The organism is Candidatus Binatia bacterium (assembly GCA_026415395.1).
Lineage (GTDB): Bacteria > Desulfobacterota > Binatia > HRBIN30 > HRBIN30 > HRBIN30.
Genome location: JAOAHD010000007.1, coordinates 53,667 through 68,400, shown reverse-complemented (window position 1 = coordinate 68,400; position 14,734 = coordinate 53,667). Strand labels below are relative to the sequence as shown.

General features: G+C 63.0%; 14 protein-coding genes. 13 read left to right on the top strand and 1 reads right to left on the bottom strand.

Annotated features, from left to right (window positions below; all coding sequences use genetic code 11):
• The first annotated feature begins 21 nt into the window (after positions 1-21).
• Complete coding sequence (locus N3C12_04890) at positions 22-828, top strand: ParA family protein (protein MCX8071770.1); 807 nt, start codon at positions 22-24, stop codon at positions 826-828.
• Positions 829-831: 3 nt separating this feature from the next.
• Complete coding sequence (locus N3C12_04885; GenBank protein MCX8071769.1) at positions 832-1,692, top strand: ParB/RepB/Spo0J family partition protein; 861 nt, start codon at positions 832-834, stop codon at positions 1,690-1,692.
• Between the two features lie 61 nt (positions 1,693-1,753).
• On the opposite strand, the gene N3C12_04880 is transcribed toward N3C12_04885, so the two are convergent.
• Positions 1,754-3,325 (bottom strand): tetratricopeptide repeat protein, encoded by a 1,572-nt coding sequence (locus N3C12_04880; protein MCX8071768.1) that lies wholly within the window; start codon positions 3,323-3,325, stop codon positions 1,754-1,756.
• Between the two features lie 792 nt (positions 3,326-4,117).
• On the opposite strand from N3C12_04880, the gene cmr1 reads away from it, so the two are divergent.
• The 11 genes from cmr1 to N3C12_04825 all read left to right on the top strand — a co-directional run bounded on the left by cmr1 (position 4,118) and on the right by N3C12_04825 (position 14,733).
• Entirely contained in the window at positions 4,118-4,645 is a 528-nt protein-coding gene (gene cmr1 / locus N3C12_04875; GenBank protein MCX8071767.1) for a type III-B CRISPR module RAMP protein Cmr1, read from the top strand.
• Between the two features lie 234 nt (positions 4,646-4,879).
• Complete coding sequence (locus N3C12_04870; protein ID MCX8071766.1) at positions 4,880-5,068, top strand: hypothetical protein; 189 nt, start codon at positions 4,880-4,882, stop codon at positions 5,066-5,068.
• A gap of 302 nt (positions 5,069-5,370) precedes the next feature.
• A complete protein-coding gene (locus N3C12_04865; protein ID MCX8071765.1) occupies positions 5,371-5,733 on the top strand; it encodes an RAMP superfamily CRISPR-associated protein in 363 nt (120 codons plus the stop codon).
• A gap of 268 nt (positions 5,734-6,001) precedes the next feature.
• On the top strand, positions 6,002-6,226 hold the full coding sequence (locus N3C12_04860) for a hypothetical protein (GenBank protein ID MCX8071764.1): 225 nt from the start codon (positions 6,002-6,004) through the stop codon (positions 6,224-6,226).
• 105 nt (positions 6,227-6,331) lie between these two features.
• Entirely contained in the window at positions 6,332-6,907 is a 576-nt protein-coding gene (locus N3C12_04855; GenBank protein MCX8071763.1) for a hypothetical protein, read from the top strand.
• A gap of 439 nt (positions 6,908-7,346) precedes the next feature.
• The gene (locus N3C12_04850; GenBank protein MCX8071762.1) at positions 7,347-7,907 is read left to right on the top strand and encodes a hypothetical protein; all 561 of its coding nucleotides are present in this window, start codon (positions 7,347-7,349) and stop codon (positions 7,905-7,907) included.
• A 712-nt stretch (positions 7,908-8,619) separates the two neighbouring features.
• Positions 8,620-8,997 (top strand): hypothetical protein, encoded by a 378-nt coding sequence (locus N3C12_04845; GenBank protein ID MCX8071761.1) that lies wholly within the window; start codon positions 8,620-8,622, stop codon positions 8,995-8,997.
• A 35-nt stretch (positions 8,998-9,032) separates the two neighbouring features.
• Positions 9,033-9,227, top strand: coding sequence for a hypothetical protein (locus N3C12_04840; GenBank protein MCX8071760.1), 195 nt, complete (start codon positions 9,033-9,035; stop codon positions 9,225-9,227).
• Between the two features lie 129 nt (positions 9,228-9,356).
• Complete coding sequence (locus N3C12_04835) at positions 9,357-9,779, top strand: hypothetical protein (protein ID MCX8071759.1); 423 nt, start codon at positions 9,357-9,359, stop codon at positions 9,777-9,779.
• Between the two features lie 319 nt (positions 9,780-10,098).
• Complete coding sequence (locus N3C12_04830; GenBank protein MCX8071758.1) at positions 10,099-10,302, top strand: hypothetical protein; 204 nt, start codon at positions 10,099-10,101, stop codon at positions 10,300-10,302.
• 1,923 nt (positions 10,303-12,225) lie between these two features.
• Entirely contained in the window at positions 12,226-14,733 is a 2,508-nt protein-coding gene (locus N3C12_04825; protein ID MCX8071757.1) for a DNA internalization-related competence protein ComEC/Rec2, read from the top strand.
• Position 14,734 lies beyond the last annotated feature (1 nt).

The window sequence follows — 14,734 nt, the reverse complement described above, 5'->3', positions numbered from 1 at the left end:
TTGCAGGGCGGTAGCTTAGGCTTGGGCCGGATTGTTTGCATTGCCAACCAAAAAGGCGGAGTGGGCAAAACCACGACTGCGGTCAATCTGGCAGCATGCTTGGCCACACGCGGTTTGCGCACCCTGGTGGTCGACCTCGACCCCCAAGCGAGCGCAACCAGCGCTTTGGGGGTCACTGCCCAAGTAGGCCAGGCGTCGAGTTACGAAGTCTTGTTGCAGGAACAGCCTATCGCTGGTGCGGCTGTTTCGGTTCCGGGAGCAGATCTCTTGCAGGTCGTGCCGGCTTCCCGCGACTTGGTTGGAGCGGAAATCGAGCTTGTGCCGTTGCTCGCCCGAGAGCATCGCCTCAGCGAGGCGCTGCGTCCGATTCGCGACCAGTTTGCGTTCATCCTCGTCGACTGCCCACCATCCCTGGGCTTGCTCACATTGAACGGCCTCACCGCGGCAGATTCGGTATTGATCCCCGTTCAGTGTGAGTACTTTGCTTTGGAGGGACTGAGTAGCTTGCAACACACAATCGCGCTGGTCCGGCGCCGCCTCAACCCTGGCCTGAAAATTGAGGGCCTGCTTCTCACCATGTTCGACACCCGAAACACGCTTTCACACCAAGTGGCCGAGGAAGTACGCCAGCATTTCCCCGGGCAGGTCTATGCGACGGTGATTCCGCGCAATGTCCGCCTCAGCGAAGCGCCGAGTCATGGTCAGCCAATTATCGTGTACGATCCGAGCTCGAAGGGGGCGGTTGCCTACCAACAGTTCTGTGAGGAGTTCCTCGGAGGGCAGGGTGCAGAGGAGCTCCCAGCCGGTGGAACGGAGAGGAGGGAGTGAGCGATGGATGGCTCGATCAAACGGCGGGCATTGGGGCGGGGACTGGACGCGCTGATTCCAGCTGCCGCTGGGTCAGCGCGGGGCACCGAATTGGGGGCTGCAGGTTCGCTGCTGCGCATCCCGATCGACCAGATTCGTCCGAACCCGTTTCAACCCCGGCAGAACTTTTCGGCGGAAGAACTCGAGGCTTTGGCTGAGTCAATCCGCGAGCAGGGCCTGCTGCAGCCTGTGGTCGTGCGCCCGGCCGGCAGCGGTTACGAGCTGGTGGCAGGCGAGCGCCGCTTGCGAGCTGCGCAGCGCGCTGGGCTCACTGAAATCCCAGCCACGGTTCGCGAGGTGGACGATCGTACAGCGCTCGAACTAGCGCTGATCGAAAACCTGCAGCGCGCGGACCTCGACCCGATCGAGGAAGCGCAGGCGTACGAGCGCCTGCGCACGCAGTTTGGTTTGACTCAGGACGAAATTGCCAGTCGGGTGGGGAAGCATCGCTCGACAGTAGCCAACGCCTTGCGCTTGTTGCGCCTGCCCGAGGACATTCAGCGCGAGATCTCCGCTGGCCGACTCACGGCCGGTCACGCTCGGGCGTTGCTCGCCGTCCGTTCTCCAGAGGAGCAGCGCCGCCTAGCGCGCGAGTTCCTGCAGCAGGGCGTGAGCGTGCGCGACGCGGAACGGCGCTCACAACCCACGGCGCGAACAGGGTTGGACGCAGATTGGCAGGCGGTGGAAGACCAGCTTCGCCGGCTCCTCGGCACGAAGGTCCGGCTGCTGCCGCGCCGCACCGGCGGAGGCAAACTTGAAATCGAGTACTACTCCCTCGAACAGCTTCACGCCTTACTGTTTCGTCTAGGACTGCGCGTCGAGTGACCAACGCCTAGGGGCTGCGTACTGGCCCTGAGTCTTCCCCAGGAAAAAGCATCAGTCAGCGTCACGGGCCAGTCGCGGAGCCGCTGCGCGCGCGGAGGTCCAGGAGTCGTTGCTGCGCCTCGGCAGCGACCGAACTCCCCAGGGGGGCCAGGCGGCGCGCGCGCTCGTAATCGCTGAGCGCCTGTTCCTTCTCTCCGCTTCGCTCCTGGGAGATCCCGCGCTCGAGATAGCCAGGGGCGAAGTTCGGGGCCCTTCCCAGCCAGGCCGTGGCCATTTCGATCACTGCCTGCTCACCCCGCGCCAAGCGCAGCGCCTCGGCGTAACGCCGAAACGGAAAGTCCGCCTCGGGCCGTGCCTCAGCCGCCAGCCGAAAGTAGCGAGCAGCGTCCTCCCAACGGCCTTCGCGGCGGAAGTGCAACCCCAAGTTGAAATTGGCAAGAAACCCGCGCGGATCCCGCTCGCGCACGTGCAGCCAAAAGGAGAGATTGTCGCGCCAATGCCATGCCTCGTGCCACGATAGAATCGCCAGCCCTACCGCGAGACCGAGAGCAACCACGCGAACCCCTGTTCGGTACCATGTCCTTGCGGCTTGCAGGGCGACCGCAAGAGCCACCCCGGCGCCGAGCATGGACAAATAGAGGAAGTGGTCGGCAACGAACGCGTACGTAAAGAAGTTGAAAGGAACGATGCCGAGCACAGGTAGGAGGCCAAGGCAAAAGTGAACGAGGCCCCACCACATCCACGGTGGCACGCGGTTCCGCCACAACCACAAGGCCGCCAACGCCAGCGACAAGCCTACCGGAGCTAACCACCAGCCGAGATTGTCGGTCGATAATTCCCATTTCGGATAAATCGGCGATAAATCCGCGGGCCACAGGATGGTGCGTAGATAAGACAGCAAGGCGTTGGTCGCGATCAGGAATCGCTCTGCCCCTGTGTACGGCAACGGTGGCCAGCGGTCATGCTCGAAGTGGACGGTAATCAGCGCCATGACAGCACTCGCGGCAAAGAACGGCAACAGGTACAGCACGCCATCGCGCCAGAAAGACCACGCAACGCGCCGGCCGCGGCAACGAGCCGCAGCCCACTCGGCAATAAGAAACGACAGGGGCAGCGCGACTCCCTGCGTCTTGCTCAGGAGGCTTGCCACAAAACTCGCAAAGCTCGCCACATACCATCCTGGCCGACGCCGTTCCGCCCGCCAGTAGCTCGTGAACGCCAGCAGCAAGAAAAATCCGCTGAGAACATTTTTCCGCTCGGAAATCCAGGCCACGGAAGCAACTTGTACCGGGTGCAGGGCAAACACGGCTGCGGCAGAAAATGCGGTGACAGTAGCGAAACCCCACTGCCGGACGAGGCAAAATGCCAGCGCCGTGTTGGCAGCATGTAGCGCCGCGTTTACCGCATGGTAGCCGCGCGCATCGAGCCCCCAGAGGCGGTACTCGAGCCAGTAGCTGGAAAACACCAAGGGATAGAATTGTGGTGTCCGCCGCTCCGTCGGGTTCCAAAACGCCTTCCAACCGGAGGGCTCGCGAAGGAGTTCGTTCTCAAACACGTAAAACTGGTCGTCCCAACGGACGAAATCGCCGCCGAGCGCCGGCCAGTAGGCCACGAGCACCAAAGCCAAAAGCACAAATAGCCACGGCCAAGCTCGGCTTCGCTCCGAAGCTGAAGGCTGACCGGCAGGCGTTAACGGAGTAGGCTCCTGAGCATGCGAGGTTTCGCGGACTGCCTGGCGGTTTTTGCGCGAATGAGGCTTTTGCCTCCGTGGCGTTGCCAAGTGCGGACTCCTGTCCCGGCAAGAGATTGATTTCCGAGCGATTGCATAAGGGCATCTCCGAATGCAACCGAGACTCACAGTCCACGAGCTGGAGGCCGTTAGTCAACTTACCTCTTCCCCTACCGCTCGCTGCCCTCTTGCCTAACCCGCACTGCCCACCCGAGCATCCCTCAACCGCAGCTAATGCCACACCCATCCTCAGCGGTGGCAACCGCATTAAATATCGCTCTACGAGTTGTAATTTTTGACCGCGTCCGCCCAGGAGACACGACGCTCTCTTGTCTGGCGGGGTAAAGGGCAACAGCAGGTAAGGTTGCCGCTCCGCCGAGCACACTCCTGCACCGTGGTACCGCCGGCGGCGCGCAACGGAACCGGCATGTCGGCAGGAATCTCCCGCCATGATTTGACAGCATGAGAATTTTGAGCACTGCTTGCAGATCAAACGGTTATCCACACAAGACCGTAAGGGAATTCTGTTGGTCCCACAGCACGGACATTTACTTCCGCACAGCGAAAAGGCACGGGGCAGCGGTGGTGGCCGGGATGCATTGCCAGCACCGGTGCGTTCAATGCACGAACGTCGTAGGAGCCAGAGGAACTACCGTTGTGGAACCCTTGGAGGGAACGATGACCGAGTAGACAAGTATGAGCGACTACATCCTCGAAGCCCGCACCGACGTTTGGACCGGTGACGCCGACCGACGCGGAGATCGCACAATTACGACCGGCCTGCTCGGATCCATCCGGTGGTGGTTCGAAGTGCTGGTACGCGGATTAGGCGGAACGGCGTGCGACCCCACAGGCCGCCAGTCTCAGCGTAACTCGCATTGCGTCGTCTGCGAGCTGTTCGGCTGCACCGGCTGGGCGCGGAAGTTTCGCTTGGAGGTTCTCAACGAAAGCAGGCGGGTCAAAGCCGCGCGGATCAAGCAAGGCGACACGTTCACCCTACGTTTCACCGAGCTCCGCCCGATGGCTCGCGAGGAGTGGGCCCTGCTCGACCTGACGTTGCGTTTCGTCGCCGAGTACGGTGCACTCGGCGGGAAGACGGTGCTCAAACCGAGCAATGAAGTGAGCCGCACCAACGCTGCTCATCACCGCGATTACGGGCTGATAAACATCTCGGACTTTCCGGAAGACCTGTGGTCCTGCCACCGGGAGCTACTGCAGGGTTAAGTCCGCCAACAACGCTGGCACAGTCCAGCTCTCGACGGCTTTGCCTGGGCATCGCTGGGGGACTTTTGGTGCGTCAGAGGGCGTTATCTTGCGCGTCAGGATGCGAAAACGAGCATCTTTAACCGCATCATCGCCAGGCCAGAGAAAAAGCAAAATTCACACCACGGGGATTCGTGGCTAGCCGGACGGCACGCACGCAGAGGGGCCGACCCGGAGCCTTCGGAGGGCAACAAGGTGTTCAGCTTCAAGGAGCCCGAAACCGCCCGCCGCGCGTTCGGCTTTGTATACCCTGACTCACTCACGCTGGAAGAGATGCGTCAGCGATTGAAGGATGTTTGGCCAAATCTGAAGGATGAGGAGTTTCTTACGGGCGCTGCCATCCGGGAGCGTATTCTCGCGGGCGGGGGAGGGGACAAACCATGACGTTCGACTTCTACGCCGACCTCGCGTCTATTTAGGCCTGCCCCACGGACGGACCGCTTCACTCCGGTCTCGCTTGGGGCTTCGTGGACGGCTGCGCGGTCTGGAGCACTAAAGGCAACAGCCAGAAGAACTAGGCCCGCAACTCTTACGTCAAACCAGCGGCTCAAAAAACGCTCTGCCTCCCAGCCGATCTCCAACTCGACCGGTGGCCACCGCAGGTCCTCCATAGCACGTGGCTCGCTCTCGAGGCCGAGTTCGAGCTGCTCACACACTGGTACTCGAAGGACGACCGAATCTTCCACGTGCTCGACAATCCCGTGCGCAAGGATCGCGTGTTCGGCTTGCCGTACATGTCCGCAGCAAGCTGGAAGGGGATGCTATGCTGGGCTTGCCGCATGCAGGCACGACTGCGGGAACACTTGGCACAAGGCAAGCGCTTCGACGACTGGACCGACCCTGCCTGGATCCTGCACCTCTTCGGCAGCGAGTACGGTGACAGGAACGACTTCAAACATGGCGCCCTAGTCTTTCACCCGACGTGGTTCGACAAGATCGACTTCGAGGTGATCAACCCGCACGACCGCAGCCATCGGACGGGTAGGCAGCCGATTTATTACGAGGTTGTGCCCGGCCGTCGGCCCCGGCCTGCGGGCCAAGATGGATAGGAGGAGGGCGCAAAAGGCGCGCTTCGTTTGCTGTACGCCCCCTGGCCAGGAATGAAAGCCGCACCGGAACCCAAGGAACTGTTGCCCCCCACTGCTGAAAGCTATTGAGGAGATGCTGACTGCTTACGGCGTCTCAGCCAAGCGCACCGTGGGGTGGGGGCACGGCGGAAATTAAGAGCTGGCAGGCCTTGCGGAGAGATCATCCCATCCAGGCGACCGATCGACAGAGCTTGCGCGACCAGCTCTTTCCAGCCGCTGGAGGCTCGCCATGAACGACAGCGCCCAAATGCTCCAGATTCTCCACAGCCACCGGCCGCTGCTCCTGGCCTGCGAGGCCATCGGCTGGTTTCACATGACGGGCAAGGCGTACCCGGACTTTTTAAAAGCGCACGGAGGCACCGGAGTTCAGTACGAGGATCTTCGTTGGCACGAGCGCGAGCACCCGCCCTTTCCTTGGAGCGACAAATTGAAGAAGCTGACGGACCGTTCCTGAGGCCTCATCCTGCAGGACAAGTGGCCTTCTTCGCTGACGGCGTTTTTGACCGAGCACAGCAAGTACGGAGGCGGTCCTCTCGGCCTGCTCCAAGCCGCCCACCGCATGGCGCCGGGAATCGAGAAAAATATCCCCGCGTCCACGTTGAAGTACTTCAACCAAGCCGCGCCCCATATGTGGCTCACGTCCCCGTTCGGCCATCCGGCGCGCAACCTGATCAGCGATCCACCGGCACTTCTGCAGGCCGGAGGTCGGCGCGGGTTGCTCGACCGAATCGAAAAGCTTCTCGTCGATCTGCAAGCGCCCGGCAATCCGACCCCACCTGATACTGCCGACGACCTGGATGGCTGGTGGCAATGGCCCGAAGACGCGTTTGGTCCGAAGGGCTGGCTGCGACAGGCGTTCCTGTCCACACTCGCCGAGACGCGCGTCCCGAACGATCACGTGACCCTGTGGGACCAGTCCTACTTGGCTGCGGCACTCTTCAAGTCAGCCGTAGCCGGCGCGGTGGTCGCAGGAACGTCTTTCAGCTGGGATGACAAACTCAAACAGCAGAGCTGCTGGCGTGTGCTCACGGTCCGCGCCGGCACCGCCATTACGAGGCGCGGGCGGTCAAGATCGGCGACTGGACCGGTGCGCGACGCGAGATCGAGAGGTTCTTCGAGCAGGTGCGCAGGCTGATCGAGGTGGACCTCGCAGTCGGCTCGCTCGTCTACCGCGACGACGAAACGTTGGCCTTCACCTTCCCTGGCCAGCGTGCCGACGGAAGCGGCGGCCTCGATTGTGCGTGCGCAGCCAAGCTCAAAGATGCCATCGCACAGGAAGTCGATCGTCTCGCTCGCGACAAGGAGCTCGAAACGCCACCTTGCGTTGCCCTGTCCGATTCAACCCGGTCGTTCGTGCCGATGGTCGCCGAGCTGCGAAGCAGCCGACAACTACTGGTCCTGCCGGTCCATCGCAAATGGGTCGTCGGCAACGCCGCCACCGCGCCATCATCGGGCGGACGCCACGTCTGTCCGGTATGCCTGGTTCGCTTTAGCGAGCCGCCGCCAAGTGCAAGAACCGATAACGCCCGCAAAAGCTACCCGTGCGCGTCCGCCGCGATCGGCGCCGGGGCAGGTTGGATGCCTGGCTCGAGGGCGAGGAAGACACAATCTGGATCTCCGAAGTCGCCGCCGACAACGACCGGGTCGCGCTGCTCACGCTGAGCTTCGATCTCGATCCATGGCTCGAAGGGAACCACGTGGACTCTCTTCGAGCGCAGAGCATCGCCGACTGGCGTCGGTTCACTCCGGTGGCGGGCGGTCGGGACAACCCGGTAGCAAATGTTCGGCCTTTCGAATCACTACGCCAGTACGCTCTAGGGAAACTGGACTCCTTCGACAGTAACGACCCGGTACTCGGCAGCCTGCAGGACGGCTATCGCCACGAAAAAGATTGGCCGAATTTCTTCTCGAAGGTCGTCGAGGGTCGCGCCGATGCACCCAAGTGGAATAAGCTGACCGATCGGGAGCGTGCCGACTGGCTCACACACCAGCTCTTCCGCAAGCTTCCCTTTCCCGGGCGAGTTCACCGCTTCTGGCGCACGTGCGAAACGTTCTTCGACGAGCTGCTTGGGCAGTTTCGCGAGATCGCGAGCGCGCACCCGAACCGTTGGCGCATCCGTCGCCTGCTGCTGTGAAACCGGAGGACGGCGACGCCTCGGTTTGGGAGGATCGGGAAACGTACCTGGGCCGGTTCCGCGACGCACCTTTCGAGGTGGTGTAGCTCGAAGATCGCAAGGCCTTCGTCACGATCGCCAACCTCGCCCACTGCTTGAGACCCGAGGAACGGGAAGAGGCGATCGAAAAAGAAAGCCAAGCGCGGCCGCTCGAGCTAAAAGGAGACGATGGGCAGATCCGCCGGCTTCGCGTCAAAGCCGTATCGACCCCGGAGCGTCTCGGGGCTTACTACGCCGCTCATCGTCTTGGACCGCAGCCCAGAGCGATTCCGGGTGCTGGTGCCGCTCAACCGAGCCACGGGCTGCAGCGAGGCCGCGATCGCGAACTGGCGCGAGGCGTTCGCGCAGGTGTGGGACCGGATGCCGCTCCGGATCGGGATCGCTGCGTTTCCCCGACTGACGCCGTTCCAGGTGGTCGTCGAGGCGGCGCGCAACCTCGAAGCGGCCCTGCGCCGCGAAGAGGCAGGCGCCTGGAGGCTGCTCGAATGCCGCACGCGCGACAGCATCACAGCCCCGTCGCTGGGACACGACCGGGGCCCGGAGCTCGTCCCTGGTTCACGCGCGACTTCCGGACAGCCGCGACGATGTCTTCTACCCCTTTGTCCAGGTGGAGGACCGACAGCTACGCGGGCCCCGGGATTTCGTCCAGCCAAACGGACGGGTGTACCGCGACATGGCCGACCTCCGGCCGGGCGACGGAGTGGTCGTCCAACCGAGCGGTGTGGCAGCGGTGTTCCTGGACTCGACAGCTCGCCGCTTCGAACAATTGGACGTTCGACCGCTGGGCGATTTCGAACGGATGCGAGCGGTCTGGCAATTGCTTGCGCGACACGCTTCGAGTCTGGCCGCGTTGCGCGGCGCGTGGTCCGAAGTCGAGGAGCGGTCACTGAATTGGCGCGACTTTGACGGGCGTTGGCTCCCCGGGGCGGACGTCCAGTGGCTCGAACTCGCGTGGACAATCCTTCGCGATCGCCTCGGCATCTCCGGCGCAGCGCTCGAGCTCCTCGTCGAGGCAGCGCAGCGCGGAACCTTGACGCGGGCGCTCGAGTGACACCTCAGCTGGCCCAAAGAAGACTTGGAAGGGGTATGAAGATGAGCAAGAGCTACGAAAAGTTCACCGTGGTCGGGATGGCGATCGACCCCATCCAGGTGGGCACCGGGGGAGCCCGACTGGGCAGGGTAGATCTCACCATCGTCCGCGCTCCGGTGACGTGCGTGCCCAAGATCCCCGGCTGGAGTCTCGCGGGTGTTTGCCGAGCATACGCGGCCATGGCGCAGTAAGAGGCGAACCCGAGTAGTCAAATCAATGGCCAGCCCAAACCCTCCTATCCTGATTGCGCCGGGCAGGGCCAGCCGGACAAGGGCGGGAAAGGCGGGCACTGCGACCAGGCGGACTGCCCGGTCTGCACCGTGTTCGGATTCGCCCGCGGCTCGGGCGGCGGGTTTGCGGGCCTCGCTGCTTTCAGCGACGCGCACGTGCTACTGTTCCCGGTCGCCATCAGGGAGGGACCGGTGTGGGTCACCTACCCCGATGCGCTGCGCAGGATCGGCCAAGAGATCAAAGGGGAGCTGGACAACGCTGTGTATCAACAGAACCCTGCGGCGCAGCCACTTGACCCGGGCTGGCTCCTGCTCGAACGCAAAACCAAACTGCCAAACAACACACAGTGGCCGACTCTGAACAACGGCATCCCCGCCTACATCGCGCAGCGGTTCGTTATCGTGTCTGACAAGCTCTTTTCGCACATCCTCAACAGCAATCTGGAGGTGCGCACGTCCGTGTCGATCGATCCGGAGACCGGAGCCGCCGAAGAAGGTGCCCGGTTTAGCTAAGAAGCACTGCCGCGCTCTACGGTGCTCGTCTGGGACGTCTCGTGTGCAAGAACCCGCAACACTTCTAGGTTGGAGGACAGGCAACGAGCGCACAAATCGGCGGCGAACCGCTGGACGCACCGCAGAAGGTCTTCGTCGTTGTCAAGACCGCACATCCTTATCTGGAGCACCCCGGCATCGGCGGCATGGGAACGCGAGGCATGGGACGCCTACGGCTGCTCCCCGCTGCGGTTCAATGCAGTGGGACCTCCTCTGCTCAGGCCCAGGGGAGTAAGTCCCAAGAGGATAAATCGGAGCAACCCTCCGTAGGAGGTTCGTGATGCAGAATCTCGATCTGGAAAGCGCGAAACTGGGTCACAAGCTGGCCGGCACCAAAGTGAACGGCAAGCCCGCAGGGGAGAAGCTCTTCACCAACGCGCTCGGCGTGCTGGAGGAACAGGCGCGTTACGCCTGTTTCTTATGTCTTCAGGCGCGCGAGGGCCATGCGGACGCGCTATTACCCAGCAAGCAAAGGAGTTCCTAGGAAAGTTTTTCGATGAGAACAAAAACGCCGAGAAACCGCTCGAGTTTCTTCAGGCGCTAGCTTCGGATCTCGACCGGCTTCTCTTCGCCCGGGACCTCCTCCCGCAAGCGTTCGTGTACGCCCGCTACCACGCCAAGGAGCGGGCAAGTGCAGGAGGGGGGAAATGACTTGGTCGCTTTTCCGCCGGACGTGGCTGCTCGAGGCGCCGCTCTGCGTGGGAATACCGCCGGCTGGCAGCCTCAACCGGTGCCGCCCCTATGTGCCGGCGCGCGCGGTCTGGGGCGCGGTGACCGCGGAAATCGCCGGGCTACAGCTGCTGCCAGTTCCTTTCCTTCCTGCGAGCAGGTCGTGCAGCACCTGCAACGACACGTGCGGTTCACCTATCTCTTCCTTCCCGGCCGAGCGGGCCCATAACGTCTAGCGTGCCTGGCTCCCTCCGTACAAGCCAGGGGAGGGATTGACCTGGGAACGCGACGGCCTGCCAGTAAAGGCCTCTCGGACCGCGAATTCCGGAACAGCTTGCTTTCCTCACGCCCATCCGCTGCAATCGATCCAACCTCCGACACCGCCGCCGAGGGATCGTTCGAGAGACGGAATGCATCAACACTCGCTGGCGGGAGCACGGAGACCTTCAGTCCGGTCCCGTAGGTCTCGTGGGCTATGTGCTCGTCCATGAGAGCCTGCCGAAGCTGATCTGGGATAGGGCTTGCACAGCTGGACTCTCTCACAGTGGGTGGGGACACTCGCTACGGCCTGGGCTCGCTGCGCCGGCTGAAGAGGCTGAAAGAAGCAACAGAGGTATTCGGTGGCAAGCAGTCTCTGGACATAGGCGATCCGGAGGTCGAGACAAAACGCCTCCTTGCCCACGCCCACCTCAATCGCGGAGAAGCGGAGGTGCCGTGGGGGCCCTAGAAGTTCTGCGTGGCTGGCATCACGACACGCGCGATTGCCAAATCTCTGAAGAACCGATGTGGGTGCCTGGTCCGGACTGCCGGTCGGCGGCGCGTTGGCATATCGAACAATCGGGATATTGGTCACTCGTAAAGTAATCGCTGGGCCCCAACCCGAGGGAGCGCGGAGGCACAAGGCCGGCCCCAGTGTGCAACGGCGGACAAGCCATTGGTCCCCGGCGGGGTTCCCGCAAGAGGTTCACCAGGCGCGATCACCAAAAGACCAGTGCGCGGGTGTGGCCTTCTCAACCCCAAGCTCAACGGTGCGGGGCCTCCCGACGATCTCGCTGAGAACCTCTATGGTTCGCGACCCCTGCCCCCTCACGTGCAGTTTGGCGCGCTGACAACGACAGCGGCGCCAGCGGCCAGCGCGGGATCATGTGATAAGACGAGCGGCCACGTCCGGTGTGGCACCGCACTCCACGCGGCCCGCATTTCGATCGAAAGCCTCCTTCGGGGCGTGGCGGCATGGTACGACGACACTAGCGTCGGCGGAAAGCGCCGCCAGCCCTACGGATGGCCCTTTCCATTCCCCATTCGCGATTCGCCACTCTCCTTCCATCGCAGCCGCCGTGCACGCGAACCGGCACCACGGGCGACGCATGCGTCGCCCCTACGACCGCATTGGTGCAGGGTACCAAAGTGGCAACGCACGTTGCACCGGTCGCAACGCCATGCCCAAGCAAGCTGATGCGCATTCCGCATTCGCCTGTCGCGGTTTCCCAGCACTCGCTACTCCCCGATGCATTCGCCATTCACCGCGCTAGGCTATTCGCCACTCACCAATGGCCGGCACATGGTCGCGTTGCCCCACGGCGACAGCGTGGGCCACCGCTGCTGTCGCTCCCGAGCGCTTTCGCTCGGAGAACCTCCGTGTTCTCTGTGTGAAAGGGGACAGCGCATATGCGCGTTCGCTGAAACCTCGACTGCCTCGACTGATGGTTGGGCGAGGGAATTGCTGCGCAACGCCTTCATGTCGTTCGCCGGCGTTACCCCTGCAATGGTGCTCGCTGCGGGATTGTTAGCGGGGGACGGAATTGCCGCGTTGTCGCCTTGCACCTTGCCGCCCTGGGCAGTGAGCACCTATGCGGCTAGCGCCTTTCTTCTTTCGCGCGCGCCGCCACCGATCTCGCTCTTCGCCTATGCGGCGGCTGCGTTCCTCGTCGGGTTTATGCGGGCAAACGCCGTGTACAACCCAGGCAGCTTTCCCGCGGGGCATGTGGCCTCATGGGCGCTCCCCAGTGCGTACGAAGTGGAGGCGCGTGTGCGCTCCGGCAATCTTGTCGCCGGCGGGAAAACCGCGCTGGTTATCGACGTTCTTCGGGTGCGGCACGGAGGCACATGGCGAACGGCGAGCGGCCGTGTGCGTGTGAGTGTCTACCGGAGCACGCGGGTATGGGCTGAGGGGCAGGTGTTCCGGGCGTTTCTCAAGTTGCGGCGCCCGCGAAACTTCGGCAATCCGGGTGAATTCTCCTATGTCTCGTACCTGGCGCGTCAAGGAATTTACGTGACTGCTGCCGCAGAGAGCGACCAGTCCTGGCAGTTGGTGGGCCAGGAGCGGCCCTGGAGGGGCGCGCTGGCACGTTGGCGTCGCCGGGTGGCCGCACTGTTCGAGCGGGAAGCTCCCCCCAGAAGCGCGGCGGTGTTGCGTGCACTGATTGTCGGAGATCAAAGCGGAATTTCGCCCGACCTGCGGGACGCATTTAGCCGCGTTGGCGTCGGCCATGTACTCTCCATCTCCGGTTTGCATGTCGCTCTCGTAGCCGGAGCAGGCTACGCTGCTGCCCGCTTTGCTCTATCGGGCAGCGAGGCAGTGTTACTCCGCTTAAACGTACCTAAGGTTGCGGGTGCGCTGTCGCTGGTACCGGTGGGCTTTTACGCAGCGATTGCTGGCGAAAGCGTGGCCACGCAGCGTGCCATCCTCATGTTGGCGGTGGTCCTCGGTGGGTTGCTCAGTAATCGCGAGGCGTACTTCCTCAACGTGCTTGCCGTTGCCGCTGTTGGGGTGGTTTTCGCTGACCCGGGGGTAACGGCGGATGTCTCGTTCCAACTGAGCTTTGTGGCGGTGTGGGCGTTAGTAATTGCCGCCGGAGTATTCCGCACCCGCTGGCCTACACGAATCGACGAGGCAAATAGCAACAGTGCTTGGCGGCGCTATTTGCTGAGTGGAGCGCGGTATCTCGCGGCTTCGTTGTGGCTTTCGTTCGCTGCCGGCGCCGCAACGGCCCCGTTTACCGCCTGGCACTTTTTCCAAGTTCCTCTGATTGGCCCGCTAGCGAACCTTGTGCTCGTACCGCTTCTCGGGTCGCTGGCGGTGCTGCTCGGGCTGTGTGCGGCGTTTGCGGAACCCTGGTGTTCGGCGGTTGCCGCCGTTTTTGCCCGCGCGGGCGGTCTCGCGGTGGAGGCTGGTTGTGCGCTGTTGCAACAGTTCGATCGCTTCCCCTACGCGGCCTTGCGGGGCATTGCCTTGAACGGCCTCGAGGTGGCCGCAGTCCTTGCGTTCCTCGCCCTCATCGCCCACGGGCGTGGCAAACTCCGTGTCGTGGGAGTGGGGCTCGCCGTCTGCCTCGTGGCTCTGGGCACCGCCTCGCGGGTCGGTAGCGCGCTCGGGGAGGGCAAGCTGCGCTTGGTGGTAATCAGCGTCGGGCAAGCCAACGCAATGTTGGTGCAATTTCCCGACAATGTCCGTTGGTTGATCGACGGTGGGGGCATTGGCACCGGCAGCTTCGATGTCGGGGCCCGCGTGATCGGTCCGCTGCTGTGGAAGCAAGGCATCCGCGAGCTGGACGCGGTCCTGCTCAGCCATCCGCAGTTCGATCACTTCGGGGCGCTGGCGTCGATCCTTCCCCTGTTCCGCCCATCGCTGTTCTTCCACAACGGGCAAGCTGGCAACGGCCTTGCGTATCGAAAGTTGGAGCAGGCGCTGAAAACAAACGGCGCAACGCCAGTGGCCTTGTATCGCGGCTTCGAGCGTTGTCTTGCCGGCGTGCACGTTGCGGTTTGGCACCCTGCGAGCCAAGCTGTGCTCCACAATCCCAACCATGGCTCGATGGTTTTATCCTTACACTTTGCCGGGCGTACGGTTTTGTTGCCGGGCGACATCGAAGCACCTCAAGAGCGAGAGCTGCTGACGCTGCAGGATTGGGGGCCCGTGGATCTTCTCCTGGTTCCCCACCACGGCAGCCGCACGTCGAGCACGTGGGAGTTCGTCAGCACCCTGCGCCCCCGCTTGGCGATCGTATCCGCAGGTTGGCACAACCGCTTCCGTTTTCCCCACCGCGAGGTGCAGCGCCGGTATGCCCAGGTGGGCACTACCTTGTTGCGTACCGATTGGGACGGCGCCATCGAGGTCACCATCGACCCCCTTGGCACGATGCGCTGGCGCACCACCCTTCCGCCGTGGAACCAATGGCGGGAAGAACCACTTGTGGGCCCGCTGCGAACGATGAAATTCGTTGACTCGACATGCGGCCAGGGGTAAG

What these genes read in the sequence shown, in the direction of transcription:
- N3C12_04885 (MCX8071769.1), top strand. Translation starts at nt 832, where the DNA reads ATGGATGGCTCGATCAAACGGCGGGCATTGGGGCGGGGACTGGACGCG.
- cmr1 (MCX8071767.1), top strand. Translation starts at nt 4,118, where the DNA reads ATGAGCGACTACATCCTCGAAGCCCGCACCGACGTTTGGACCGGTGAC.
- N3C12_04860 (MCX8071764.1), top strand. Translation starts at nt 6,002, where the DNA reads ATGAACGACAGCGCCCAAATGCTCCAGATTCTCCACAGCCACCGGCCG.
- N3C12_04855 (MCX8071763.1), top strand. Translation starts at nt 6,332, where the DNA reads ATGGCGCCGGGAATCGAGAAAAATATCCCCGCGTCCACGTTGAAGTAC.
- N3C12_04845 (MCX8071761.1), top strand. Translation starts at nt 8,620, where the DNA reads ATGGCCGACCTCCGGCCGGGCGACGGAGTGGTCGTCCAACCGAGCGGT.
- N3C12_04840 (MCX8071760.1), top strand. Translation starts at nt 9,033, where the DNA reads ATGAAGATGAGCAAGAGCTACGAAAAGTTCACCGTGGTCGGGATGGCG.
- N3C12_04830 (MCX8071758.1), top strand. Translation starts at nt 10,099, where the DNA reads ATGCAGAATCTCGATCTGGAAAGCGCGAAACTGGGTCACAAGCTGGCC.
- N3C12_04825 (MCX8071757.1), top strand. Translation starts at nt 12,226, where the DNA reads ATGTCGTTCGCCGGCGTTACCCCTGCAATGGTGCTCGCTGCGGGATTG.